The organism is Rhodococcus aetherivorans (genome assembly GCF_011058165.1).
Lineage (GTDB): Bacteria > Actinomycetota > Actinomycetes > Mycobacteriales > Mycobacteriaceae > Rhodococcus > Rhodococcus aetherivorans.
Window position 1 is genome coordinate 17696 of the sequence record NZ_JAALEG010000060.1, and the last position, 21688, is coordinate 39383.

Sequence of the window (21688 nt, forward strand, 5' to 3'; positions counted from 1 at the left end):
CGGGCATGGAGCCGACGTACGGCAACATGTCCGGCATGTGCTCGGATGCCGCGGCGAACCTCCTCGACACCGTCCCGGGACGCATGCTCGTCCACTGGTACCTGCGCGCCTACCGTGACGCGGATCCGCGGCCGTCCGTCGCCGCATTCGTCGAAGCCGACACCCTCGAGGACTTCGTCGACGACCTCGTGCTGATCATCGGCGAGTACCTCTACGGCAACGGCGCCAACGACGTCCTGGAGATGGCCCTCACCGCACCGGCGACGATCGAGATGGCCGAGGCGATCTGCGCCGCGCTGCGTCACCCGAGCCGGAACACCCTCGCCTCCCCGCAGACCCACGAGGGCACGATCACCGAGCTGAGTCTGCCTCGGGTGCGCAACCGCAAGCGGCCCGGCGCGCTGCCCGACGGCGCGTTCTGGACCGCGACGCCCCTGCACGACGGGACGAGCGACACGTGGAGCGCCAGCGGCGAGAACCTGCGCGGCCTGAAGGACCCCGCCCGCTACACCGTGCACTTCGATCCGGACGTCGCGCGGATCGTCCGGATCGACACCGCCGGCGACTGGGCGGCCCTGATCGCCGAACATCCGCTCGAGTACCGCGGGGCGCGCGTCCCGGACTGGCCGTCGATCGCCGAGGAGTGGGACGCCGTGCACCTGTCGGCCCTCGGCCTGCTGGGCGCCCACCCCAGGCTGTCCGAGGTGCCGTACGACCGGTACGAGGCCGGCGGCTACCGGCACAGTCAGTCGGGGCCGTGGCCCGGGGTGGGCGACTGGTCGACGGTGAGCACCGCGTGGCTGCGGATTCCCGAACGGTTCGAGATCCGGCCCACCACCCGGGCCGCGCGGTAAATGGTTCGCGGCCGGACCCGGCGAGGCTCTACGGTGGGTCGCGATGACCGAGATACGTCCCGCCGAGCCCGCCGACGTCGACCGCGCGGCCCGCACCCTGGCGCGCGCCTTCGCCGATTACCCGTTCACCCGCCACACCGTCGATGCCCGTGACCACCTGCGTCGCGTCGAGGAGTTGCAGCGGCTGTATCTGACCGAGATCGGCCTGCGCTGCGGGCGGGTGTGGGTGGCCGACGACGCGTCGGCCGTCGCGGTGTGGATCACCCCCGAGTCCACCGGAATCCCAGAGGCTTTCGAACGCATCTCCGGACGCGTCGCCGAGCTGTCCGGTGATCGGGCCGACGCGGCGGCAGCCGCGGAGGAGGCGCTGGCGCCACTGCGGCCCGTCGGGCCGGTGTGGTTCCTCGCGACCGTCGCCGTGGATCCGGACCGGCAGGGCTCGGGCCTGGGCGGCGCGATCCTCGAACCCGGACTAAGGGAAGCCCGCCAAGCGGGAGTGCCTGCGTACCTGGAGACGTCGTCGGAGCGGAACGTCGCGTTCTACCGCAGGCTCGGTTTCGACGTCGTCGGTTCCGTGACCCTGCCCGACGACGGGCCGCGCACGTGGGCGATGGTCCGCAACCATACGCAGTAGGTGGCGGAGTTTCATCACGACGTCGAGGACCTCGCCGGGTAACGCTAGAACATGATGTGCATCATCTCTCGAGAATGGAAAGCGGCATCAATCCCGAGACGGTTCACCTCAGTTGTCGCGGACCTGCTTCCTCCGAGTTCCGGGCCGGCCACAGTCGGATTGCTCTGAACGGTTGACCAACACGTCGGCGCCCATGAATGCCCCAGGCTGATGTTCGCTGTCGAATCCCACACATCCCCAGGAAGCAAGCAGGTATTTGCCGACGAACCGTCCCCGAGCCGGCCATCTGCTTGACGAGGGCGCTGACGTCGAACTCGGAGTCCATCCAGCGACCCACACCGGGCGCTGAGTACCACCGCTGCACTTCGTCAATGATCGACTCGGGAACGCAACCAGCTACCGCGAGACGCGATGTCATAGTCATCAACCGTAGGACCCACGTCCGACATACGCGAGGAGGGTCAGAAGCTCCTGGGGATGTCGAGGACCACGATCCCTGCCTCTTCCTCCAGCGCCTCCCACAGGTCCGGGCGGTCGAGCAGGTTCTCGGTACCGAGCACCGCGAAATCGCTGGGCTCTTCGTCTGTGCCGGTCTGATCGCCGCTGGCCGCGAATACCGCGATGCACGCATCGACGTGCTTGAGATCGTGCCGTGCCCAATACCGAATGCCGTCGAACCCCGCTTCGTGCAACGCCTTTGCCCACTGCTGGGTCAGCGGATAGTCGGTGGTGGTGAACATCTCGGAGGTCGATCCGAACTGGATCGCCCGGTTGGAGGTCGCGTCGGCGAGACGCAGATCCCTACGGACAATCACCGTTGAAATGTCCCGCTTGACGAGTTCCGGACGTGGGATGACGTAGATGCCGCTCCACGCCTCGAGCAAGGTGATGAGCTCGGTTTCCGCGGGGTGGCAGGTTCCCTCGGACCCGGTGAGATCGAAACGGCCGCCCCCATTGCTGCTGAACCACCACGCCCCCAGGCCGGCGGCATGACTGCGGTAGATCGTCGTACGGGCAGCCGGCCCGGTCTCAGGGAACCGTCCCCGGAGTGTGTCCGGGGACGGTGGCGGTTTCAGGTGTTGTTGTGCGCGGGAAACATTCACGAAGCGAGCCGTTCCGACGCCTGGCGGGCGAGCTTCTCGACATCAGCACTGTCACCGTCGAGCAGGGCCTGCCGCGGTGTCCGGCCGTCGAGTTCGGGTTGCGCACTCGACATCCACGACGCAATCGTCCACGGTTCGACGTCGGCATGGGCCCAGGCGCCCAGGACGTTCTTGATCCCCGCGATCGGTCGGTAGCCGGCGGCAGTCTCGGTGAAGCCATCCGACCAGTAGCCGGCAGTGCCGTCCGCGGCGGTCAGGCGCAACACGCGATTGTCCCTGACCCCCTGGCTGAGCGCCTGCTTCGACCAGCCGGTCACTTCGAGGGTCTGCTTGTGGGTCAGGATCGGGCCGATGTGCTTTTCCCACGCTCGGCGCGCTTTGAGGCTCGACAGCATACGTCTCACGCCGTCGGCCACGTACCGCGCGTCGTCGTCGCTGAGCTCTTCCGCGGCCATCCCGCTGGCGTCCAGCTGGTCGTCGACAACCTTCTTCAATGGAGTGCTCATACCTCGATCGTCCTCGGTCAAGTAGGTCAAGTAGGTCAAGTAGGTCAAGTAGGTCAAGTCAAGTAGGTCAAGGGGACGTGGGCTGCACGTTCGGCGAGGCCGCGCCGTGGTCAACCCCTCACCGAGCCCCCGACCTCCGTGTCCACTGGTTCAGGGGAATCTCAGGCAGGCCGCTGCGCCGGCGACGCGCGGCATCGGTCCCCCGCGGTCGCTACCCTGACACCGCACTCGCGACAAGTATGGAGGACCAGTGAGGCGCCTGACCGGTCGGTGGCGGATCGTGGAGATGGACCTGTGGGACCGCGACGCGATCGACCTCGTCGAACCCGGTTTCATCGAGCTCGCCGCCGACGGGACCGGCCAGTTCGGCTTCATCGCCGTCCGCGGCTGGATGGACTGCCGGACCATCGAACGCGACGGCCGCACCGCCGTGGAGTTCAGCTGGGACGGCGACGACGAAGGCGACCAGGTCAGCGGCCGCGGCTGGGCCGCCCTGGCGCAGGACGCCACACTCGAGGGACACCTGTTCATCCATCGGGGAGACGACTCGGGTTTCCGGGCGGAGCCTTACGACCGCGCCGATCGGCGGGAGGGGCGATGAGTGAGTACCAGCACTACGAGTTCCTCACCGTCGACCGGCCGTTGGACGAGCGTCAGCAGGCCGAAGTGCGTTCCCTGTCCACCCGCGCGAGGATCACGGCCACCAGCTTCGTCAACGAGTTCCGCTGGGCAGCTTCCGGGACGATCCGAACCGGATGATGGAGCGCTACTACGCCGCGCACCTGTACCTGGCCAACTGGGGAACACGGCGGATCCTGCTCCGCCTTCCGCGCGGCCTGCTCGACCTCGACGTCGTCGGGGACTATTGCGTCGACGAGCGGGTAACTGCCTGGACCACGAGCGAATTCCTCGTGCTGGACCTGACCAGCGAGGACGAGTCCGGCGACGTCGATCCGGACGCCGGCGCACCGATGTCACCCGTGCCGCCCCGGACTGGCCACCCTCAGCGCGGCGCAGCGCGCCCTGGCCGAACTTCTCCGCCTCGACGACGACCTGCTCGCCATCGCGGCCCGCACGAGCGCACCGTTCGACTCCTGCTGCGGGTCGCCGAAAATCACACGGTGACCGTCCGGATGGAGATGCTTCGTCGATTCCACAACGGAGCACACCACAAACCTGCCCGCCCCACCTCGCCGGACCGTGGCCGATCTTCTCGAGGCCGCGGCGCGTCGCCGAGGCGACCATGAGCGCCGGGCAGCTGCCCGGCGCGCCGGGGAGGAAGCCCGCCGGCACAAGGCCCGTGGTCTCGCATCGACGCGATGATCGCCACCCGAAAGTCCGGCGAGTACGACGCCGCCGCCGCACTGCTCACCGATCTCCGGACGCTCGCCGAACGCGACGCCGACGTGACACCTTCACCCAGCGCATCCTGGCACTACGTCACACGCTTGCGCGCAAACCACGCCTCATCGAACGTCTCAACCGGGCAGGCCTATGACCCGGCACCAATCCGGGAAGTCGGCGAAGGCCGCCGACCACCTCGACGCCGCAGTGTCGGATCTGTTGGGGTTCAAGGTATTTCCCAAACAGATCTGGAAGCAGATCTGGAGCAATCATCCGCAGGGGGCGCCTCAACAAAAGAAGTCCGTAGGAGAACCAATGTGGTCGGGATCTTTCCGGATCGTACCGCGCTGATCCGTCTCGTCGAGGCGGTGCTCGCGGAGCGAGCACGATGAGTGGATCGAAGGGCGCCGCTACCTCGGACTGGATGTGCTCGCCCGCTCCCGTACCAACACGGCCGAAGAACCGTGACTGAACCCGCCGAGGAGGTTGCACCGGCCTTGACTACCTGACCTCCCGCCGAGGAATCACGCGGCGACGTCGTACACCACCTCACGGGACTTGGCCCCTCGCCGGTGACTCGCACCTCGTGTCACTTTCACGTCCTCCTGGGTACCAGCGGTTGCGGCCGGGATGCGAACTGCCGACGATAGGCGGTGGGTGAAGTTGCGAAGGCGGAGGTGAAGTTCTGCCGGAAGGTGGCGCTGCTGCCGAAGCCGCACGCGGACGCGACGGCATCGATGCTCCAATCCGTGGTTTCGAGCAGAGCGCGTGCCTCCTGCAGTCGGCGCGTGAGAATCCAGCGTGCCGGCGTGGTGCCGGTGGCCTGCCGGAAGTGCCTGACAAAGCTGCGCCGGCTCATCCGGGCCCGATCCGCGAGTCGATCGACCGCGAGCGGTTCGTCGAGCCGGGTCAGCGCCCATTCGAGCACCTCGGCGATCGCGGTGTCGGTGGCGGGCCGCGCGAGGGGACGTTCGATGTACTGTGCCTGTCCCCCTTCTCGGTGCGGAGCCACGACCAGGTATCGGGCCACCCGGGTGGCGATCGCCGACCCGAGGTGTTTGCGGACCAGGTGCAGACAGGCATCGATCGCCGAGGCCGTACCTGCGGACGTGAGGACGTCGTCGTGGTCGATATAGAGAACCGAGGAGTCCACCTCGGTGCCGGGGCAGCGTTCGGCGAGCAGCGGCATCGCCTCCCAGTGGGTGACCGCCGCACGACCGTCGAGCAGCCCGGCGTCGGCGACGGCGAACGCCCCCAGACACAACCCGGCGATCACCGCACCCCGCGCATGTGCCTGGCGCAGCTGTCTTTTCAACTCTGCACCGATCGGCCTCGGGGGCATCGGCCACGACGGGACGATGACGATGTCGGCCCAGTCGACCGTCTCGGGTCCGGTCACCTCACCGATCGGGTATCCCTCGGCGGTACAGACCGAGCCGGCCCGGTCCGACCACAGCCGGGTCTGCCAGTCGGGGGCCGGACCGAGACGGCGCACTTCGGCGAACACCAGCAACGGTGCCGCGAGGTGGAACATGGTGATCCCGTCGAAGGCGTAGACAGCGATTCGCATCCTGTTCTCCCGGGTTGGCCCGATCTCATCGAAAGTGTGCATTCGTGCCACTTCCGGCCAGGGTAGACCTGCCGAACAATCGGGCAGTGAGGCGCTCACCCCGTGGGCGCGACACCCCGAATGATTTCCCAGGGAGGAAACCCGTGACCGCACCCCGCCGTGCCCTCGTCGTTGTCGACGTCCAGCAGGAGTACTTCGACGGACCGCTCGAGATCCAGTACCCGCCGCGCGAGCAGTCGCTCGCCAACATCGAGGCCGCCCTCGACGCTGCCGCCGCCCACGACGTCCCGGTCGTCGTCGTTCAGCACCGTATGCCCGACGGAGCCCCCGTCTTCGTCGAAGGTTCGCGAGGATGGTCGCTGCACCCGGATCTCGAGCGGCGCATCGACCCGACGTGCAAACGCGTGCACAAGCAGTACGCGAGCGTGTTCGCCGGCACCGACCTGGCCGGCTGGTTGCGCGCCCGCGAGGTGGACACCGTCACGATCGTCGGATACATGACCAACAACTGCGATCTCGCCACCGCCGCGGAGGCCGAGGCGCTCGGATTCGCCACGGAGATCCTCTCCGACGCCACCGGTGCGATCCATCTCGCGAACGCCGCCGGGCAGGTCTCCGCGCAGTCCCTGCACACCACCCTGATGGTGCTGCTGCAGTCCAACTTCGCCGCGGTCACCACGACCACCCAGTGGATCGAGGCCGTGCAGTCCGGCTCGACGCTACCCAAGAGCAACCTGGTCGAATCCGCCCTCGAGGGACGCTCGGCAACCGCGCTCGCCTGACGGCCGCCCCGCGGCCCGGGGCAGCCCGGTCGCGGAGGAGACGGCCGGCGCGTCGCGCTGGCAACTCACTGACCGGCTCGGCGGTGCCGGTGTGCTTCACATGCACCGGCACCCCGGGCCTGCTCCACCGACGTCGTCGCGGCGGATCCCGGACGTTCAGCGGTTCTTGCTGTCCTTCTTGGCCTGCCGGCGCGCCCCGGCGGCGATGGTCGACGCCTCGTACTTCTTGCGGCCGGCCGAGTTACGAGTGGCATCGACGCGGGTCTTGCCCTTCGACCGCACCTTGCCCTCGGCACCGACATCCTCGGCGGGCGCGGCGGCATCCGAGCGGGCGCGAGCGAGCCGTTCCTGCTTCAGCTCCTCGGCCGAGCGGCGGGCCACCGCCCCCAGCTGGCGGCTGACCCGGGCCAGCGCATCCTCGAACACCTCCGCCTTGCCGGCGTTCCGCTCGTTCGCCGACTTACCGGCCGCACGAGACTTTTTCGCGCCGACCTTCTCGGCACCCTGCCGGCGGTAGAGCTTGACGTACTTGTTGCGGGATCGGCGGATACGGGTGTGCAGATCGATCAGGCCGTCCTCGTCGAGATCTGCCATCTCCGTCTTCTTCGTCTGCCGCACCAACACGAATTCGTCCTCGGACAGCGAGTTCACCAGCTTTGTCATGACCGATTCCGTTCGTCGCACCAGTCCTGCACAGATGTCGGCATCGTATCCACCTCGGCCCGGCCACCGAGGCCGTTCCAACCGATCCGCCGCACTCCGGCAGGCGCAGCGACGGGTGCGCGATTACCCGGCCGCGGGCGGGGGTATGCGCGAGGAATGTGGTTCCGGGCGGTGTCCGTGAAGTTCGAGACCGACGGCGGCCCCGGGGCCCGGGGGCGACGGGGACCGATCTCCTCCGTACTGAAGCGTCGACAGGTGTTCGTCGAAGCGGTGCGCTCCCGGCTGTGGCCCGTCCCGACGGCCGCGGTGCTGCTGGCCGTGCTGGCCGGCATCGGCCTGCCCGAACTCGACGCCGCCCTCGATGACCGGCTGCCACCGACGGTGGCGGGATACCTGTTCGGGGGCGGTGCCGACGCCGCCCGCGAGGTACTGAGCGTGATCGCCGGCTCGTTGATCACCGTCACGGCGCTGACGTTCTCGCTGACACTGGTAACCCTGCAACTGGCCAGCAGCCAGTACTCCCCGCGGTTACTGCGCACCTTCGCCGCCGACCGTGTCATCCAACGCACCCTGGCGCTATTCCTGGCGACGTTCATCTACGCGCTGACCGTGTTGCGCACCGTCCGCAGCGCCACCGACGGCACCGACGGCACCGCGTTCGTCCCGCAGATGGCGGTGACGACGGCATACCTGCTCGCGGTGGCCAGCGTCGTCGCGCTGGTGCTGTTCCTCGGACATCTGGTCCGGCAGATCCGCGTCGAAGCCGTGCTCGAGCACGTGCGGGCCGACACCTGCGCCACCGCCACCCGTCTCCTGCCTCCCGCACGCCGGGACACACCTGCCGTGCCGGTGCCCGCGCCACCGCCGCACCCGCACCTCGTCGAAGCGGCCTCGTCCGGATTCCTCGTCGAGATCGACGAACACGCCCTGCTCACCGCGGCGGAGCAGGCCGAGGCGGTGGTGTGGGTAGACCGCCCGGTGGGCAGCCCGGTCCTGGCGGGCACACCGGTCGCGTTCTCCTGGTCCGTCCGCCCGCAGGAACCGTTGACCGAGGACGCGGCGCACCGGCTGAGCGAACGGGTACGCGCGGCGCTGCGCACCGGCAGCGAACGCACCGCCGTCCAGGACATCGGCTACGGACTGCGGCAGTTGACCGATGTGGTGGTGCGGGCCCTCTCGCCCGGGATCAACGATCCCACCACCGCCGTGCACGGACTGATCTCGTGCACCGCGGTCCTCGCCGACCTTCTCGACCTTCGGCTCGGCCCGTACACCCAGTGCGACGAGCACGATCGGGTACGGGTGGTGCTGGCGCGGCCGACCTTCGCCGAGCTGCTGGAGCTGGTGTGCACCCAGCCGCGGCTCTACGGCGCCGACGATCCGATGGTGCTGGACGCGCTGCTGTCGATGCTGCGGGAGCTGGCATGGAAAGCCGCCACCGGCGAGCAGCGCACGGCGATCACCGACCAGCTCGATCGCCTGCGCGAGCATGTCACCGACCACGACACCGTGACCCGCCGGCACCTCGACCACCTCGCCCGGCAGGTGGGCGAGGCCCTCGAAGGGCGCTGGGCAGGGCGCCGTCCTACCTGACGTGTGCCGTCGCTTCCGCGGCGTCGCTGGCGGTCGCCGCGGGGCCGGCTCGTCGGTGTCACCGCGGCGCTGCGAAGCTGCCGGCCACCTCACAGGAGGCCGCCGCCCTCGGGTGATCCGCCCCCATCGACCGCGTTTCGGTCTTCGATTCCACTTCCCGCCCCTCGGGCGAACTGTTACAGTCACCACAGTCATTGATTGATCGCTTGATCAGTAGAGGTAACCGCGCTTCGGCGGTGGGAGGCAGAGCATGACGCACAGCGATGTGCCGGTGGCGGTGATCGATCGCGCCGCCCGGCTGCTGGAGGCATTCCGCGACAGCGAGCGGCTCACGTTGGCCGAGCTCACCCGCCTGACGGGCATGCCCCGCTCGTCCACGCATCGCCTGCTGACCCAGCTCGTCGAGATCGGCTGGGTGCGACGGGACGCTCCCGCGTATGCGCTGGGCACGAAGATGCTCGAGCTCGGGTCCCTCGTCCAGCACAACGACACCCTGCACCGGGCCGCCCTGCCCGTCATGCACGAACTGCACGGCCACACCGGTCTCGTCGTCCACCTGGCGGTCCTCACCGGCGCCGAGGTGCTGTATCTGGAGAAGGTGGGCGGCCCCTATTCGATGCGCATCCCGTCACGCGTGGGCGGACGCCAGCCGGCACACTGCACCGCGTTGGGCAAGGCGCTTCTGGCACAAGGAAGAACCGACCTCGACGCGCTGTTCGCCGAGCGCCCGCCGACGGCCCGGACCCGCCACAGCGTCACCGACCCGAACCGGCTGCGCAGCGAGCTCGCCCGGACCCGGGAACAGCACGTGGCGCACGACCGCGACGAGGCTGCCCCGGGCGTCTCCTGTGTCGCGGCGCCGATCGGTCACGCCGGCAAGTGTGTCGGCGCGATCTCCGTCAGCGGCCCCACCTCGTCGATCCGCCCCGCCGCCCTGGCGGGCCCCGTGCGCATGGCCGCCCTCACGACGTGGCGTCGCCTCACCCGACTCCGGTCGGCGGACTCACAGCACGCCGTCTGAGGCTCCACTGATCGTTTGATCAATGGATGTGCCACAATGGACCGGCCGTCGACGACCGAGCCCCGAGGAGTGCCATGGATCCGCACGAGCGCCGCCGCCAGATCCTCGACAGATCCGCACAACTGTTCGCCACCAAGGGAATCGCGGCAACCACCATCCGGGAGATCGCCGACGAGGTCGGGGTCTACTCCGGGGCGCTCTACCACTACTTTCCGTCCAAGGAAGCGATCGTCACCGAACTGATCCGCGAATACATCGAGGACCTGTCCGCCCGGTGCCGCGAGATCACGTCCCGAACCCTGCCGCCGGTCGAGCGGATCGAAGCGCTCGTCCTGCTCGCCCTGACCACCTCGGAGAACTACCGTGGCGCCACGACGATCTGGCAGCGCGAGGGCGAGTACATGCGGGACCGCCTCGTCGAGGCGGACCTGGCCGAGATTGCCGACGAGGTGGAGAAGGCGTGGCGGGAGGCCATCACCGAGGGTGTCGCCGGGGGAATCTTCCGGGACGACATCGATCCGGAGGTGTTCTACCAGCTGATCCGCGATGCCGTCTGGCAGGCACCGCGCTGGCACCGACCGAGCGCGCAGCGCTCCAATGCCGACCTCGCGCGCGACATCACCCGGATCTTCGTCGACGGCTTCCGGCCGCGCACCGGCTGACGACCGCCGCCGGCCCGCGCCGAGCCGTACCGTCTCGGCGCGGGCCGGCGCTCGCGGGTCAGCCGCGCAGTGCCATGGTCTCGTCCACTTCCCTCTGCCAGTTCTCCAGTGCCCGACTGGTATCCACCTCGAATTCGAAGCGCTGCACCATCTCCGGAGTGACGTCCTCGACGTCGACGAAGAACTGGCTGTACCACCGGCGCAGCTGGTAGACCGGGCCGTCCTCCTCGGTCAACAGCGGGTTCTCGATCCGGGTCTTGTGCTTCCAGATCTCGACGTCCTGCTTGAACTGCGTCTCCACACCCTCGGTGAACATCGTCGCCATCGCCGCGGCTTCCTCGTCCCCGACCCCGTCCACCTTCTTGACGATGGTCCCGAACTGCAGCACGAACGAGTCCTGCGTGACCGGGTAGTGGCAGTTGACGAGCTTGGTCTCGACCGTCACGTCTCCGGCGACCGTGTAGACGGTGTCGAGCATGAAGGACGGTCCGTAGTACATCGCGTCCGAGATCGTCTGCGAATCCGGCAGATCCAGCTGCACACCCGTCTTGATGTCGTCACGGCCGGTCGAACGCATGTGCTGTGCGGCGATGTGACCCTCGAAGACGTTCTTGAAGTACTGCGGCATCTGGAAGTGCACGTAGAAGAAGTGTGCCATGTCGACGACGTTGTCGACGATCTCCCGGCAGTTCGATCCCGTCACGTGGAAGGTGTTCCACGTCCACTCGCTCCAGGTGTCGGTCCCGTAGTCCGGGATCCCGGGAATGGTCACGTCCGCCGGCGGCGGGTTGCCCTGCGGGTCGTTCCACACGAAGAGCAAGCCGTTGCGTTCCATGTTGATCCAGGACTTCGTCCTGGCGATCTTCGGGGTGCGGCGGGCGTACGGCACCTCCGCGCACCGGCCGTCGCCGCCCCATCGCCAGTCGTGGAACGGGCACGCGATCGTGTCGCCCTTGATCTCGCCCCGGGCCAGATTGCCGCCCATGTGCCGGCAGAAGGCGTCGAGGACGTGCAGGGCGCCCTTCGAATCCTCGAAGACCACCAGGTCGGTCCCGAATACCTTGATCTGATGCGGCTTTCCGTCGTGGAACGTCTTCGCCAGTCCGAGGCAGTGCCAGCCGCGGGCGTACCGCGTCGGGTTGCTGCCCGTCTCGATGCTCCGAACCTCGATGGTCTCGGGTTCAACAGTCATGAAGTCCTCCAGGTGATGTGCTTCCGGGTGCGGCGACGGACGCCGGACCGACTACGGTTCGACCCGCTGCGAGGGCACGAGCCGGCCGTCACGCACGGCTCGATCGACCGACTCGTGCAGCGCTCCGCAGCGGGGCAGGTAGGTCGTGGTCTCCCCCGGACGGGCCGCCGCGGCGAACTCGCGGCAGGTGTCGCGGGCCGGCCCTGTCCACTGAATGCTCGTGTGCACGGGGCTGTACTTCGCCACGAACACGGTGTTGCCACACGCATGACAGTCGAGCGACTGCATCGATCACTTCCTTCCTCGGGTACCTCGAGCGTAGGAATTTCCCCGCGCTGTGGCTGCGGGGTGTCAGCTCAACGGGACACCTTTTCCGAGGCGGGATTCGGGACCGGGGTCAGGACGCATCGCGTGCCGGTGTGCGTGCCGGCCGGGTCGGTGACTCCGCCGAGCAGAACGAGCGGGGCGCGCACCACCGCTCACCGGTCGGCGATTTCGCGAAGGTGATGCCCCAACCGGTCACGCTCGGCGTCCGACTGTTCGGCAAGCTCGCACCGAAGGTCTACCCGTATCGGGACCTGCATCTCCTGGAACAGGCTCCGCAGTTCCTGCCCCTCAGACGTCCCGCTGGGGCAGGATCTCGACGTACCCGTCGGTTCCGTTCACGCGGATCTGTTGCCCGTCGCGAATCAACCGGGTGGCGCCCTCCACACCCACGACGGCCGGCAATCCGTACTCCCGCGCGATCACCGCCCCATGGGTCATCACTCCGCCCACCTCCGTCACCAGGCCTTTGATCGCGACGAACACGGTAGTCCAGCTCGGATCGGTGTAGGCGGTGACCAGGATGTCGCCCGCCTCGAGATCGGCCTGCGCCATATCCGACACGACACGGGCTCGCCCCTCGATACTCCCGGCGGACACCGGCGTACCGGCCAGCGCTCCAGGCGGGACGCCTTCGCGCCGATACCTTCCGGCGACGACCTCGCCGTCCGATGTGAACACCCGGGGCGGCGTGAGCGCCTGGTACGAGCGGAATGCGGCCTTTCTCTCACGGATGAGCTGGTCACACGATCGGTGCGTGAGCACGACCTCGCGCAGCTCGTCGAACCTCAAGTAGAAGATGTCTTCCTTGCGGCGAAGCACACGCGCCTGCACGAGCCGCTCGGCCTCGCCCAACAAGGCTTGCTTGTATACAAAGTAGCGGCTGACCATGCCGTATTTCGGATACTCCCGATACCCGGAGAAGGCGCGGACACGGTCGATCATCCGCTTGGCCTCACAGGCTTTTCGCTCTCCGTCCGGCAAGGCGCGCAGACGCTCCAGCAACTGGTGTTCCTTCTTGCGAGCCTCCCGCCGCCCGTGCTCGAAGCGTCGCTTTCCAGCGCCCGGCCCGAAGTTTCTGAGGTTGCTCATGAGCATCGGCACCAAGGTGGTGGGGCGTTCGCTCCAGCGCGGTCTCGTGATGTCGATCTCGCCGACGCAGCGCATGCCGTGCTTGTCGAGGTAGGCCTCGATCGCCGCGCGCGCCTGCGGGCCGCCGGCGCGTTTCGCCAGCTCGTCCAGGAAGCTCCCCTCCTCGAAGCCCGCGTCCTCGACGTGCTGCAGAAAGGCCACCACGTCCGGGTGCGGCCGGATCGCGTCGGCCACGCCCACGAGCGCCAGGCCCATCTCCGACGTGACGTTGCGCGGGACCGATTGCGTGAGCGTGTCGGCTGCGTTCTTCTCGCCCAGCCAGGCCTGAAGCCGATCGTTGAGCCACCAGGCTGCTTCCATCGCCGCCGTGATCACCTGGTGGCTCCGCGGGTCGAACAGGATCCGCCTCAGCTCCTTGAGGTCGGCCGAGATGAAGTCGAGCAGCGCCGCTCCGGACTTGGCCCGGATCTCGCGCTTCAACATCGCGACAGAGGCCTGGCTCTGCGCCAGCAACTCGGCGACGATGCCCTCGTCGGCCTCGATCAGGGCAGGTGCATCGCCGGCCGGTACACCGTCGGCCCCGTCGTCCGGACACCACCTGATGAAGTCGACGCGTTCGACGATGGTCGCCAACGCATCCCCGAGAAGCGGATCGGACTTGCCGAGAGCGTCCAGCAGTCCCGTTCTCTTCACCGGCGAAGCCAGAGCCTGGGTGACATCGACGAACAGCCGACCTCCCGCCTCCCTCGTGGGTGCCGGACTCGTCAGTTGCCACAGGGAGATCCCCAGGGGCTTCATCGGGTCGGTCATCATCTGCTGGTGGCCGACAGAGACGTACACACGGTTCTCCCAGTCGTCGACCACGGGGACCGGGAACAGCGTGGTGATCGGGCGACTTTGCACGATTCGGAAACCGTCGTCGAGCAGGCACCATTCGATGTCCTGAGGACTGCCGAAGTGCGCTTCGATTCTTCTGCCCAGCCGCTCGAGTTGCACAACTTGCTCATCTGTCAGCACCGATCGGTTCTGCTGCTCCTGCTCGATTCCCTGCATGTGCGTGCCACCGGCTGGCGCTGCTTGGACGGCGCGTTGTTTGGTGGCGACGGTCCTGTCCGTGACTTTGCCGTCACGCACTTTGTAGACGTCCGGGTTCACCAAGCCGGAAACGAGGGACTCGCCGAGTCCGAAGCCTGCCTCCACCGACGCGACCTTCCGATTGGAGGTGATGGGATCGGCCGTGACCAGAATCCCGGCCGCCCACGGGAACACCATCCGCTGGACAACCACCGCCATGTGAACCTTCCGCTGGTCGAAACCGTTGCGCAGACGGTAGGTGACGGCTCGCTCGGTGAACAACGAAGCCCAGCACCGGCTCACGTGCCGGAGAATCGCCGCTGGGCCCGAGACGTTCAGGTACGTGTCCTGCTGACCGGCGAAGGATGCGGTCGGCAGATCCTCGGTCGTCGCGCTGGATCGGACCGCATATGCGGCTTGTTCACCGAGCCGGGCGAGAGAGCGGACGATCTCCGACACCACATCGTCAGGGATGACGCACTCTTCGACCGCACGGCGGATCTGCGCACTGAGCACGCGGATCGAATCTCGATCCGCCGCCTCGAGACGCGACAATCGATCGAGCCGATCGTCGAGGGACGGCACTTCTGCCACGACCCGCCGGAAGGCGTCAGTCGTCACGCAGAACCCCGCCGGCACACGTATGCCTTCGATTCGCGACAGCTCTCCGAGGTTCGCGCCCTTGCCGCCGGCGACCGCAACCTGCGTCCGATCGATCTCCCGGAAGTCCAGTACATATCCCATTCCCCTGCCCCTCACCTGTAGGTTCCGGCGTTCCGCAGGCGATTATCGGCCACAATTCCGGGCCTCATGAGAGCCTCGAATCGTGTATAACGTAGAAGGGGGGCAGGGACAGCACACCGTCGTGGCGGACCGATATGCCCCGGCATGGTTGATCAGGGCGGAACATCCCTTCGGCCTTCTCCTCCTTGATGATTCGATTGCACATGGCCACGGGACCGAGCCGGGCCGGACCGGGCCGGGCCGGGCCGGGCCGGTGCGAGCACATCGGGCATCTGGACGTTTCTCTCTTCCGCGACAAGGTACGAGTAGCGATGTCCGTCGCACGTCTCAGCGCATCAGCGCTTGACCGCCGTCGACGGGGAGCGAGTGACCGGTGATGTACCGTGCCGCCGGACTGCACAGGAAGACCACCGCCGGACCGATGTCGGTTTCGGGGTCGCCCAGCCGCCCGAGCGGCACGGTGTCGAGATACGCCCGCGCTTCGTCCGGACTCTCCTGCGCCCACACCTCGAGGGCGGATGAATTGGCCAACGGGAGAATCGCATTGACTCGAATCCCGTCGGCGGCCCACTCACACGCCGCCGTGCGGGTGAGGACGCGGATCGCCTCCTTGGCGGCCGCGTAGCCACCGTATCCGGACGGGTCCCAGCGCACCCCCGCCGCGGACCCGAGATTGACGATCGAGCCGCCGCCCTTCAGATGCGGGTGACACGCCCTCATCAGCCGCAGTGTCGCGGTCGGCCCGGAATCCATCCCCCGCTGATAGACCTGTTCGTCGAGGTCGAGCAATCGTCCGTGGACCGTCGACTGGGCGTTGTTCACCAGGATCGACAGGCCGCCGAATCGCGCGATCACCCGCTCCACCAGGAGATCGATCCCGGCCGCATCGGTGACATCGCACACGAAGGCGGCAGCGCGGCCGCCGCGCTCCTCGATCTCCGCCGCCACCTTCTCGATCTTGTCGGCCGTCCTCCCCACCACGGCCACCCGGGCTCCGGCCGCAGCCAACGCCAGGGCGATGCCGCGTCCCACCCCCTGACCCGCTCCCGTCACCAGCGCCGTCTCACCGTTCACAGAGTTCACGTCCGCCTTCCTTGCTCGGGACCGCACACCGCTGCGCGCGCTCATTGAGTAATCGATCAATCAATTACGATCGATGATGCCGGTTGCGACCGGACCCCGGTAGGTGTACCGGCGGGTAACTTCTGGCACCCGCGGACGTCCTTGCGTTGCGATGAGACCCTGACAGCTGTGGAAATGGTGATCGCGGTGAATCCGGAGCCGGCGTCCAAGCTGGGCTACCTGCTGCGGGTACCCCTCGACGGCGGGCTGGTGTTTCGCACCTCGGGAACCTGGCCGCGCACGAAGGCGCTGTACTGCCATCCGGTGCCGATCGACGAATGGCCCGACGACCCCGAGGTGGTCGAGCGGGTGGCCGTGCGGTCGTGTGCGCGGCGCGGCGCGGCAATCGATCTGGTACTCGATCGGGGCCGGGAGAACCGATCGCAGATCGTGTACACCACCGCGCGCGGGCGCGACGTGGTGTTCTGGCAGTCCCCGCGGACCCGCAAACAGGCCCGGCCGAACGTGCGCACACCCACCGCCCGGGCCGCCGGCATCGCCGAGCTGCCCATCGTCGTCGACTCGCACGAGCGTTACGCCTACCGGTTCGCCGACCAGCAGGTCGGGCTCACCAAACGCGCACTGCCGTGCGGGGACTACGGGGTCTTCCTCGAGGACCGCCTCGTGGCCTCGGTCGAACGCAAGTCGGTGCCGGACCTGGTCCCGAGCCTGACGAACGGCACGCTGCGCTACGCGCTGGCCGAATTGGCGGCCCTACCGCGGGCCGCGATCGTGGTCGAGGACCGGTACTCGGCGATCTTCGCGCTCGAGCGGGTGCGGCCGGCGACCGTCGCCGACGGTCTGGCCGAGTTGCAGGTGCGCTGGCCGAACGTGCCGATCGTGTTCTGCGACAACCGCGCCCTGGCGGAGCAGTGGACCTACCGCTATCTGGCGGCGGCCTACGTCTGGGCCGAGGCAGAGAACACGGCGATCGCCCGCATTGCGGCACCGCGCCCGGTCGACGCGCCCGCTGCCGAATCCGGGGACATCGCCGAATCCGCGAGCGGCGCCGGGGAGGGGGCACCGCCGGCGCCGTCCACCGCCGAGGTTCGGGCCTGGGCACGTGCCCAAGGCCTCCCGGTGCCGGATCGGGGCCGGCTCCGTCCCGATATCTGGCAGGCGTGGAGCTCGGCTCACCCCGAATAGCGACCCCGCTCCGAGCCGGACCGCATCGACGACGCCGGCACCGGGGCGGGCGGTCACAGCCGGCGCCCGCCCGGACGGCTCAGGACCCATGTACCAATCCGACTGCGGCCCGGATAATCTCGCTCCTCGCTTCCGCCGAACGACCGACGCCGACCGTCGAGTGGACAATGGCCGCACCTTCCACCAGGCTGACCACGGTCGCCGCGACCGCGAAGCTCCGCGACCGGTCGAGATCGGGGCGAACGCAGGCCACGAGGTCGGCCACGTGACCGACGTATCCGGTGTAGAAGTCGCGGACGACCGCGGCCGTGCTCTCGTCGCTCATGGCAATGGCCCAGACCTCCACGAACAACCGCACGCACGACGGATCGTCCTGCTCTGCGAGCAGGATCTCGAACAGACTCGTCGTTTCCGACCTGGTCAGGGCCGGCTGCTCACCCCGTTCCTCGACCGGCCCCAGTGCGGACGACAGCCGCTCGAGCGAACGCTGCAGCGCCCGCTCGAGCACAGCCCGGATCAGATCGGCGCGAGTCGGAAAATAGTGCTGGAGGTGCCCGATACGCACGCCCGCCGCAGCGGCAAAGTCACGCAGAGACGCATCGGCGTTGCCGCGGGTCGTGAGTACCCGTTCGGCGGCATCGAGCAGTTCGGCCTGCCGTTGGCCGCCCTTCGTCGAGATCATTCCCGCAATACTTCCACTCCGTGCTCGGGTAGCGATCGCAGGATCGAGGCCGGATCCGGATGCAGCTCGGGGTAGGTGACACCGGGCTCCGACCCCGTCGGATCGAGCACTCTTCGCAAACCGAGGAAGCCGCCGAGCGCAGTCAAGTGAGCTTGGCCTCGCGGATCGACGACCGTTGCCGATGTCCTTCCTCCCTCGCCGTCGACGTCGACCCGGATCTCGGCGTTCCCTCCCTCGCCGGGCGAGTACAACAACGACCGGCGTACGGATGTCCACCGGTCCCCCTTGCCCCACCTGAACAACCCGGCCTTCTTCGCTGCGAGCAACGCCGTGGTGGCCGCGCCCGAGCTGAAGCCGAGACGTGTGGACACGGTGCCGACATCGAGGGTGATCGGCAGCGTGAGCTGTTCAGGGGTGTCGATTCGGACCACCTTGGTGCGCGACCCGGCGATATTCACGATCCGCGGATCTGTCAACGGCGCCACCGTCACCGGTAGTCCGCCCCGACGAACCTCGTAGTCGTATCCGAGCCGATCCATGAAGTCGACCGAATCGATGCCGGCCATGTCGTTCATGTCCCAGCGAACTGCGATATCGACCGAGGCGGCAGCTCCGCCGCGCTCGGCTATCAGGGCAGCGGCTACCACACTCGTGATTCCGCCCATCCACGCCGACGAGAAGAGCACCGGCGCACGTGGCTTCATCACGGCTGCCACGGCGATGGCGCGGGTCATGCGGCTGGTCCATCGCGTGATGTCGACGTACGGAACGCCCGCGCCGACCGCAGCCGTCAAGACCCGGTCGATCGGATCGTTGACCGTTCCGATCACCGCTCGGACCGCCGCCCGAAATGGCGCCGGATCCGTTAGATCCCAGCGCCGCACCGTAGCCCCGTGCTTGTCGGCGAGCGCCGCGCCCTTCTCGGGATTGCGCCCGGTCAGCAGCAACGGCCAGTGCGGAGCGGCGAGTTCGGTCAGTGCGGAACCCACGGTTCCGTATCCACCGACGATCAGGACCGGACCTTCGTGGTCTCGTGTGAGCGTGTCAGCCATGGCCAAAATATAGGTCATTTGACCTATACTGTTCACTGTGCCGGCCCTCACACCCCGGCAACTCGGGATGGCCGCAGCGTGCGCGCACCTCCCGCCGAGTCGATATCCGCGCCAGGACACCGCGGGCAACGAAGACGAGGGGCCACCGGTGTCGTGCTGACCTGGTGTTCGGTCGAACGCGCGATCGCCACCCGGCGTCTGCTGCCCGCCGCCGCGATCCTCATCGGCGCGATCACCGTCACCGCCGGCCCGTCGGGCATCATCTGCTTCGCCGCATCGATCGCCGGCGCCCGCCCGATCGCCCGCATCCTCCATCACCGGCTCGCAACATGGGATGGTTGCCGCTGCTCGCTCCGATGGTCGCGGCCGGGCTGGTGGTGCTGGTGCCGGTCTTCTCGGCCCAGACCCCCTGCGGCTGTGCTGAAGATGCAGCACGCACACGAGGTCGGCCCGAATGTGCCGTGGTTCCAGGGGTATCTGCGCTATCAGTACCTGCTGCAGATCACCGTGGACGGGTCCTGGCGCGCCGGTTCGCGGTCTTCACCCTGGTGCTGTGCCTGCTGGTGGCGATCGTGGCGATGCTCGCTGCCGTGGCGACCGGCCCCGCGGTGTTGCGTTCGCGGCGCAATCGGGCGCTGTTCGCGGCAGCGGTGTCGTTCGTGGTGACCATGTCGTTCATCGGGCCGAACGGCTGGTGGTATGTGTCGAGCTGCGGGGTGCCGTGGTGGGACAAGCCGCCGTCGATCGCCGAATTCGGGTTCTCCACCGTGGTCTTTGCCGCGACCGTCGTCGCATTGCTTTGACTGATGCGACCTCGGACCATGCGTCGTAGTAGGCCTTGCGCAATCCGCTCCGGTCTCTCCGAGTCCGACAGTGCGCGCTCCTAGGATCGAGATATTGTCAAGACCTGTGGATGGGCGAGTTTCAGGCGACCTCCAGGGTGGTGGGTGGGTCGATCGGTCGTTCTGCGAGTTTCCCGGGCAGCAGTCCGTCGAACTGCTGGTGGATGTCGAACAGGCTGCCGTGCAGCAGCAGTACTTCCGTGCCGCTCGAGTCGTGTATCTCGTAGTGCATCCGCAGCTCGCCTGGCTGTGTATGTCCGATCAGTCGTGTTTCGCCTCGTAGCGCAGCAGGACCGTGCCACCCGGGAAGGTGCGGTTCTCCAACAGTCGCAGCGAGATCCATGACGGCAGGGTCGGGAAGAACGGGGTGCCGCCGCCCACGGCGATGGGCGCGACCACGATCCGGTATTCGTCCACCAGTCCGGCCTGCACGATCGGTGCTGCCAGCGTCGCGCCGGCCACCTCCAGCCTGCCGTCGGTTTCGGCTTTCAGCCTCGTCACCACCTCGACCGGGTCGCCGCGTTCCAGGCGGGAGTTCCAGTCGACGGACTCCAGGGTGTGCGAGAACACGACCTTGGGCATGTCGCGCCAGATGCGGGCGAAGTCGACGATCAGAGGGGTGGCGTCCGGGGCCTTGTCGGCAGTCGGCCAGTACGCGGACATCAGTTCGTAGAGCCGCCGCCCGTAGAACGACAGAGCGGTCTCCCGCTCGAAGTCGTTCCAGTACTGGTGCAGTTCTTCGCTCGGATCGGTCCAGTCGATGTTGCCTTGCGCATCGGCGATGTACCCGTCCACCGACACGTTGAAGCCATAGATGAGTTTGCCCATGCAGATCAGACTGCACCGGAGGGCAAAACTCATCGCGACGCCACACGAGTTATTGTCAAATCGTTGTGGATGGGCGAGCGTCGGGCGACCTCCTTCGTAGTTGACGCATCAACCGGTCGTTCTATGAGTCTTCCCTTCTCGAACACGGCTCCGGCCCGAACGAGGGCGACCAGGTGCGGCGCGTTCACGGCGCGTCAGCGTGCCTCAGCGGCCTCGATCACCGTGAACGCCAGCGCGAGCCCGGCCGTCCGCGAGCCCGGCCCCTTGGTGACCTTGCTCCTCAAACGCACTGGCGCGAAAATAGATTCGATGGGGCAACACAATCAGCCAGATACCGCCGAACTGGCTCGACCACCTCGCCCACATCGTCGTAAACGAGCCAGGGCACAATGCGGCTCTTCCTAATCCAGGGTGTAGCAGCGGCCTGAAGCCACCGGTCTCGAGTAGCGATCCGGCGATGTAGGTGGTGAGGTTGCCGAACCCGAGGGCGGAGCCGCAGAGGTGTTCGAGTCGTCCGCTGATCGCCTCGGTTGGGCCGTTGCTGGTGCCGGGTCGGTCGAAGTAGGCCAGCACGTCGACGGCGCGCTTCTTCAGCGTTCGGCCCAGCGTGATCACCTCGCTCAGCGCAGCGGGAACGCCGGCGCTGACCGACCCGATCAGGTTCCGCATCGGCTCGCGCCCCTTCGTTCGATCCGGGTGACGGTAGGCGGCGATCATCCGCTGGTAGATCCCCCAAGTCGCCTCGACTTCGACATGCTCTTCGGCGGCGAACAGGGCGGTGAGTCGGTCCTGCTGCTTGTCGGTGAGTAGGTCGGCGCCGGTGTGCAGGGTCCTCCTGGCGGCGTAGAGCGGGTCGTC

The 21688-nt window shown here is 67.7% G+C and carries 22 protein-coding genes and 4 pseudogenes; 12 read left to right on the forward strand and 14 right to left on the reverse strand.

What is annotated here, in order from left to right; genetic code table 11:
• Positions 1-5: 5 nt before the first annotated feature.
• Both G6039_RS20765 and G6039_RS20770 read left to right on the forward strand, forming a co-directional pair.
• Positions 6-854 carry a hypothetical protein gene (locus tag G6039_RS20765; RefSeq protein ID WP_235194029.1) on the forward strand — a complete coding sequence of 283 codons (849 nt, stop codon included), beginning with the start codon at positions 6-8 and terminating at the stop codon, positions 852-854.
• Between the two features lie 43 nt (positions 855-897).
• Positions 898-1488 (forward strand): GNAT family N-acetyltransferase, encoded by a 591-nt coding sequence (locus tag G6039_RS20770; protein WP_043798398.1) that lies wholly within the window; start codon positions 898-900, stop codon positions 1486-1488.
• A gap of 461 nt (positions 1489-1949) precedes the next feature.
• On the opposite strand, the gene G6039_RS20775 is transcribed toward G6039_RS20770, so the two are convergent.
• On the reverse strand, positions 1950-2492 hold the full coding sequence (locus G6039_RS20775; RefSeq protein ID WP_043798703.1) for an RES family NAD+ phosphorylase: 543 nt from the start codon (positions 2490-2492) through the stop codon (positions 1950-1952).
• 95 nt (positions 2493-2587) lie between these two features.
• Entirely contained in the window at positions 2588-3097 is a 510-nt protein-coding gene (locus G6039_RS20780; protein WP_043798399.1) for a hypothetical protein, read from the reverse strand.
• A 250-nt stretch (positions 3098-3347) separates the two neighbouring features.
• On the opposite strand from G6039_RS20780, the gene G6039_RS20785 reads away from it, so the two are divergent.
• The 3 genes and pseudogenes from G6039_RS20785 to G6039_RS20795 form a co-directional block, all read left to right on the forward strand.
• The gene (locus G6039_RS20785) at positions 3348-3698 is read left to right on the forward strand and encodes a hypothetical protein (RefSeq protein ID WP_006936658.1); all 351 of its coding nucleotides are present in this window, start codon (positions 3348-3350) and stop codon (positions 3696-3698) included.
• The gene (locus G6039_RS30750) at positions 3695-3856 is read left to right on the forward strand and encodes a hypothetical protein (protein WP_232334161.1); all 162 of its coding nucleotides are present in this window, start codon (positions 3695-3697) and stop codon (positions 3854-3856) included. The genes G6039_RS20785 and G6039_RS30750 overlap by 4 nt, the downstream gene beginning before the upstream one ends.
• A 756-nt stretch (positions 3857-4612) precedes the next feature.
• Positions 4613-4950, forward strand: a pseudogene (locus tag G6039_RS20795) (transposase); the annotation flags it as partial.
• Positions 4951-5036: 86 nt separating this feature from the next.
• On the opposite strand, the gene G6039_RS20800 reads toward G6039_RS20795, so the two are convergent.
• Positions 5037-6011, reverse strand: coding sequence for a GlxA family transcriptional regulator (locus G6039_RS20800; RefSeq protein ID WP_043798401.1), 975 nt, complete (start codon positions 6009-6011; stop codon positions 5037-5039).
• A gap of 143 nt (positions 6012-6154) precedes the next feature.
• Between G6039_RS20800 and G6039_RS20805 the strand changes: the two genes are divergently transcribed.
• A complete protein-coding gene (locus G6039_RS20805) occupies positions 6155-6793 on the forward strand; it encodes an isochorismatase family protein (protein ID WP_043798402.1) in 639 nt (212 codons plus the stop codon).
• 156 nt (positions 6794-6949) lie between these two features.
• Here the strand turns inward: G6039_RS20805 and G6039_RS20810 are convergent, their stop codons facing one another.
• Positions 6950-7456 (reverse strand): hypothetical protein, encoded by a 507-nt coding sequence (locus G6039_RS20810; RefSeq protein WP_043798404.1) that lies wholly within the window; start codon positions 7454-7456, stop codon positions 6950-6952.
• A gap of 156 nt (positions 7457-7612) precedes the next feature.
• On the opposite strand from G6039_RS20810, the gene G6039_RS20815 reads away from it, so the two are divergent.
• The 3 genes from G6039_RS20815 (at position 7613) to G6039_RS20825 (ending at position 10732) form a co-directional block, all read left to right on the forward strand.
• A complete protein-coding gene (locus G6039_RS20815; RefSeq protein ID WP_051446015.1) occupies positions 7613-9049 on the forward strand; it encodes a DUF2254 domain-containing protein in 1437 nt (478 codons plus the stop codon).
• A gap of 250 nt (positions 9050-9299) precedes the next feature.
• Complete coding sequence (locus G6039_RS20820; RefSeq protein WP_006936671.1) at positions 9300-10070, forward strand: IclR family transcriptional regulator; 771 nt, start codon at positions 9300-9302, stop codon at positions 10068-10070.
• Between the two features lie 74 nt (positions 10071-10144).
• Positions 10145-10732, forward strand: a complete 588-nt coding sequence (locus G6039_RS20825) for a TetR/AcrR family transcriptional regulator (protein WP_043798406.1) — start codon at positions 10145-10147, stop codon at positions 10730-10732.
• Positions 10733-10790: 58 nt separating this feature from the next.
• Here G6039_RS20825 and G6039_RS20830 read toward each other — a convergent pair whose 3' ends face one another.
• From G6039_RS20830 to G6039_RS20845, 4 genes are all read right to left on the reverse strand, one after another.
• The gene (locus G6039_RS20830) at positions 10791-11924 is read right to left on the reverse strand and encodes a 3-ketosteroid-9-alpha-monooxygenase, oxygenase component (RefSeq protein WP_029545685.1); all 1134 of its coding nucleotides are present in this window, start codon (positions 11922-11924) and stop codon (positions 10791-10793) included.
• 51 nt (positions 11925-11975) lie between these two features.
• On the reverse strand, positions 11976-12212 hold the full coding sequence (locus tag G6039_RS20835; protein ID WP_006930830.1) for a hypothetical protein: 237 nt from the start codon (positions 12210-12212) through the stop codon (positions 11976-11978).
• A 327-nt stretch (positions 12213-12539) separates the two neighbouring features.
• Positions 12540-15158, reverse strand: a complete 2619-nt coding sequence (gene rph, locus G6039_RS20840) for a rifamycin-inactivating phosphotransferase (protein ID WP_043798407.1) — start codon at positions 15156-15158, stop codon at positions 12540-12542.
• Between the two features lie 327 nt (positions 15159-15485).
• The gene (locus G6039_RS20845) at positions 15486-16241 is read right to left on the reverse strand and encodes an SDR family NAD(P)-dependent oxidoreductase (RefSeq protein WP_029545691.1); all 756 of its coding nucleotides are present in this window, start codon (positions 16239-16241) and stop codon (positions 15486-15488) included.
• A gap of 168 nt (positions 16242-16409) precedes the next feature.
• Here G6039_RS20845 and G6039_RS20850 point away from each other — a divergent pair, with 168 nt between their 5' ends.
• A complete protein-coding gene (locus tag G6039_RS20850; protein ID WP_080688492.1) occupies positions 16410-17426 on the forward strand; it encodes an ERCC4 domain-containing protein in 1017 nt (338 codons plus the stop codon).
• 79 nt (positions 17427-17505) lie between these two features.
• On the opposite strand, the gene G6039_RS20855 is transcribed toward G6039_RS20850, so the two are convergent.
• Together G6039_RS20855 and G6039_RS20860 are read right to left on the reverse strand one after the other, a co-directional pair.
• The gene (locus tag G6039_RS20855) at positions 17506-18108 is read right to left on the reverse strand and encodes a TetR/AcrR family transcriptional regulator (protein WP_043798410.1); all 603 of its coding nucleotides are present in this window, start codon (positions 18106-18108) and stop codon (positions 17506-17508) included.
• Positions 18105-19196, reverse strand: a complete 1092-nt coding sequence (locus G6039_RS20860) for a saccharopine dehydrogenase family protein (protein WP_235194030.1) — start codon at positions 19194-19196, stop codon at positions 18105-18107. The genes G6039_RS20855 and G6039_RS20860 overlap by 4 nt, the downstream gene beginning before the upstream one ends.
• A 117-nt stretch (positions 19197-19313) precedes the next feature.
• On the opposite strand from G6039_RS20860, the pseudogene G6039_RS30755 reads away from it, so the two are divergent.
• Positions 19314-19666, forward strand: a pseudogene (locus G6039_RS30755) (arabinosyltransferase domain-containing protein); the annotation flags it as partial.
• A gap of 72 nt (positions 19667-19738) precedes the next feature.
• Complete coding sequence (locus tag G6039_RS30760) at positions 19739-19963, forward strand: arabinosyltransferase domain-containing protein (protein ID WP_235194041.1); 225 nt, start codon at positions 19739-19741, stop codon at positions 19961-19963.
• Positions 19964-20084: 121 nt separating this feature from the next.
• Here the strand turns inward: G6039_RS30760 and G6039_RS20870 are convergent, their stop codons facing one another.
• The 4 genes and pseudogenes from G6039_RS20870 to G6039_RS20885 all read right to left on the reverse strand — a co-directional run.
• Positions 20085-20234 carry a hypothetical protein gene (locus G6039_RS20870; RefSeq protein ID WP_161780434.1) on the reverse strand — a complete coding sequence of 50 codons (150 nt, stop codon included), beginning with the start codon at positions 20232-20234 and terminating at the stop codon, positions 20085-20087.
• A gap of 29 nt (positions 20235-20263) precedes the next feature.
• Entirely contained in the window at positions 20264-20830 is a 567-nt protein-coding gene (locus G6039_RS20875; protein ID WP_043798707.1) for a dihydrofolate reductase family protein, read from the reverse strand.
• A gap of 29 nt (positions 20831-20859) precedes the next feature.
• Positions 20860-21144: pseudogene (locus tag G6039_RS20880) on the reverse strand (hypothetical protein); the annotation flags it as partial.
• Positions 21145-21232: 88 nt separating this feature from the next.
• Positions 21233-21688 (reverse strand): annotated as a pseudogene (locus G6039_RS20885) (transposase); the annotation flags it as partial.

Excerpts from the sequence above, each read along its gene's own strand:
- G6039_RS20765 (WP_235194029.1), top strand. The coding sequence starts at position 6 with ATGGAGCCGACGTACGGCAACATGTCCGGCATGTGCTCGGATGCCGCG.
- G6039_RS20770 (WP_043798398.1), top strand. The coding sequence starts at position 898 with ATGACCGAGATACGTCCCGCCGAGCCCGCCGACGTCGACCGCGCGGCC.
- G6039_RS20780 (WP_043798399.1), bottom strand. The coding sequence starts at position 3,097 with ATGAGCACTCCATTGAAGAAGGTTGTCGACGACCAGCTGGACGCCAGC.
- G6039_RS30750 (WP_232334161.1), top strand. The coding sequence starts at position 3,695 with ATGAGTGAGTACCAGCACTACGAGTTCCTCACCGTCGACCGGCCGTTG.
- G6039_RS20800 (WP_043798401.1), bottom strand. The coding sequence starts at position 6,011 with ATGCGAATCGCTGTCTACGCCTTCGACGGGATCACCATGTTCCACCTC.
- G6039_RS20810 (WP_043798404.1), bottom strand. The coding sequence starts at position 7,456 with ATGACAAAGCTGGTGAACTCGCTGTCCGAGGACGAATTCGTGTTGGTG.
- G6039_RS20815 (WP_051446015.1), top strand. The coding sequence starts at position 7,613 with ATGTGGTTCCGGGCGGTGTCCGTGAAGTTCGAGACCGACGGCGGCCCC.
- G6039_RS20820 (WP_006936671.1), top strand. The coding sequence starts at position 9,300 with ATGACGCACAGCGATGTGCCGGTGGCGGTGATCGATCGCGCCGCCCGG.
- G6039_RS20825 (WP_043798406.1), top strand. The coding sequence starts at position 10,145 with ATGGATCCGCACGAGCGCCGCCGCCAGATCCTCGACAGATCCGCACAA.
- G6039_RS20830 (WP_029545685.1), bottom strand. The coding sequence starts at position 11,924 with ATGACTGTTGAACCCGAGACCATCGAGGTTCGGAGCATCGAGACGGGC.
- G6039_RS20835 (WP_006930830.1), bottom strand. The coding sequence starts at position 12,212 with ATGCAGTCGCTCGACTGTCATGCGTGTGGCAACACCGTGTTCGTGGCG.
- rph (WP_043798407.1), bottom strand. The coding sequence starts at position 15,158 with ATGGGATATGTACTGGACTTCCGGGAGATCGATCGGACGCAGGTTGCG.
- G6039_RS20855 (WP_043798410.1), bottom strand. The coding sequence starts at position 18,108 with ATGATCTCGACGAAGGGCGGCCAACGGCAGGCCGAACTGCTCGATGCC.
- G6039_RS30760 (WP_235194041.1), top strand. The coding sequence starts at position 19,739 with ATGCTCGCTGCCGTGGCGACCGGCCCCGCGGTGTTGCGTTCGCGGCGC.
- G6039_RS20870 (WP_161780434.1), bottom strand. The coding sequence starts at position 20,234 with ATGCACTACGAGATACACGACTCGAGCGGCACGGAAGTACTGCTGCTG.
- G6039_RS20875 (WP_043798707.1), bottom strand. The coding sequence starts at position 20,830 with ATGGGCAAACTCATCTATGGCTTCAACGTGTCGGTGGACGGGTACATC.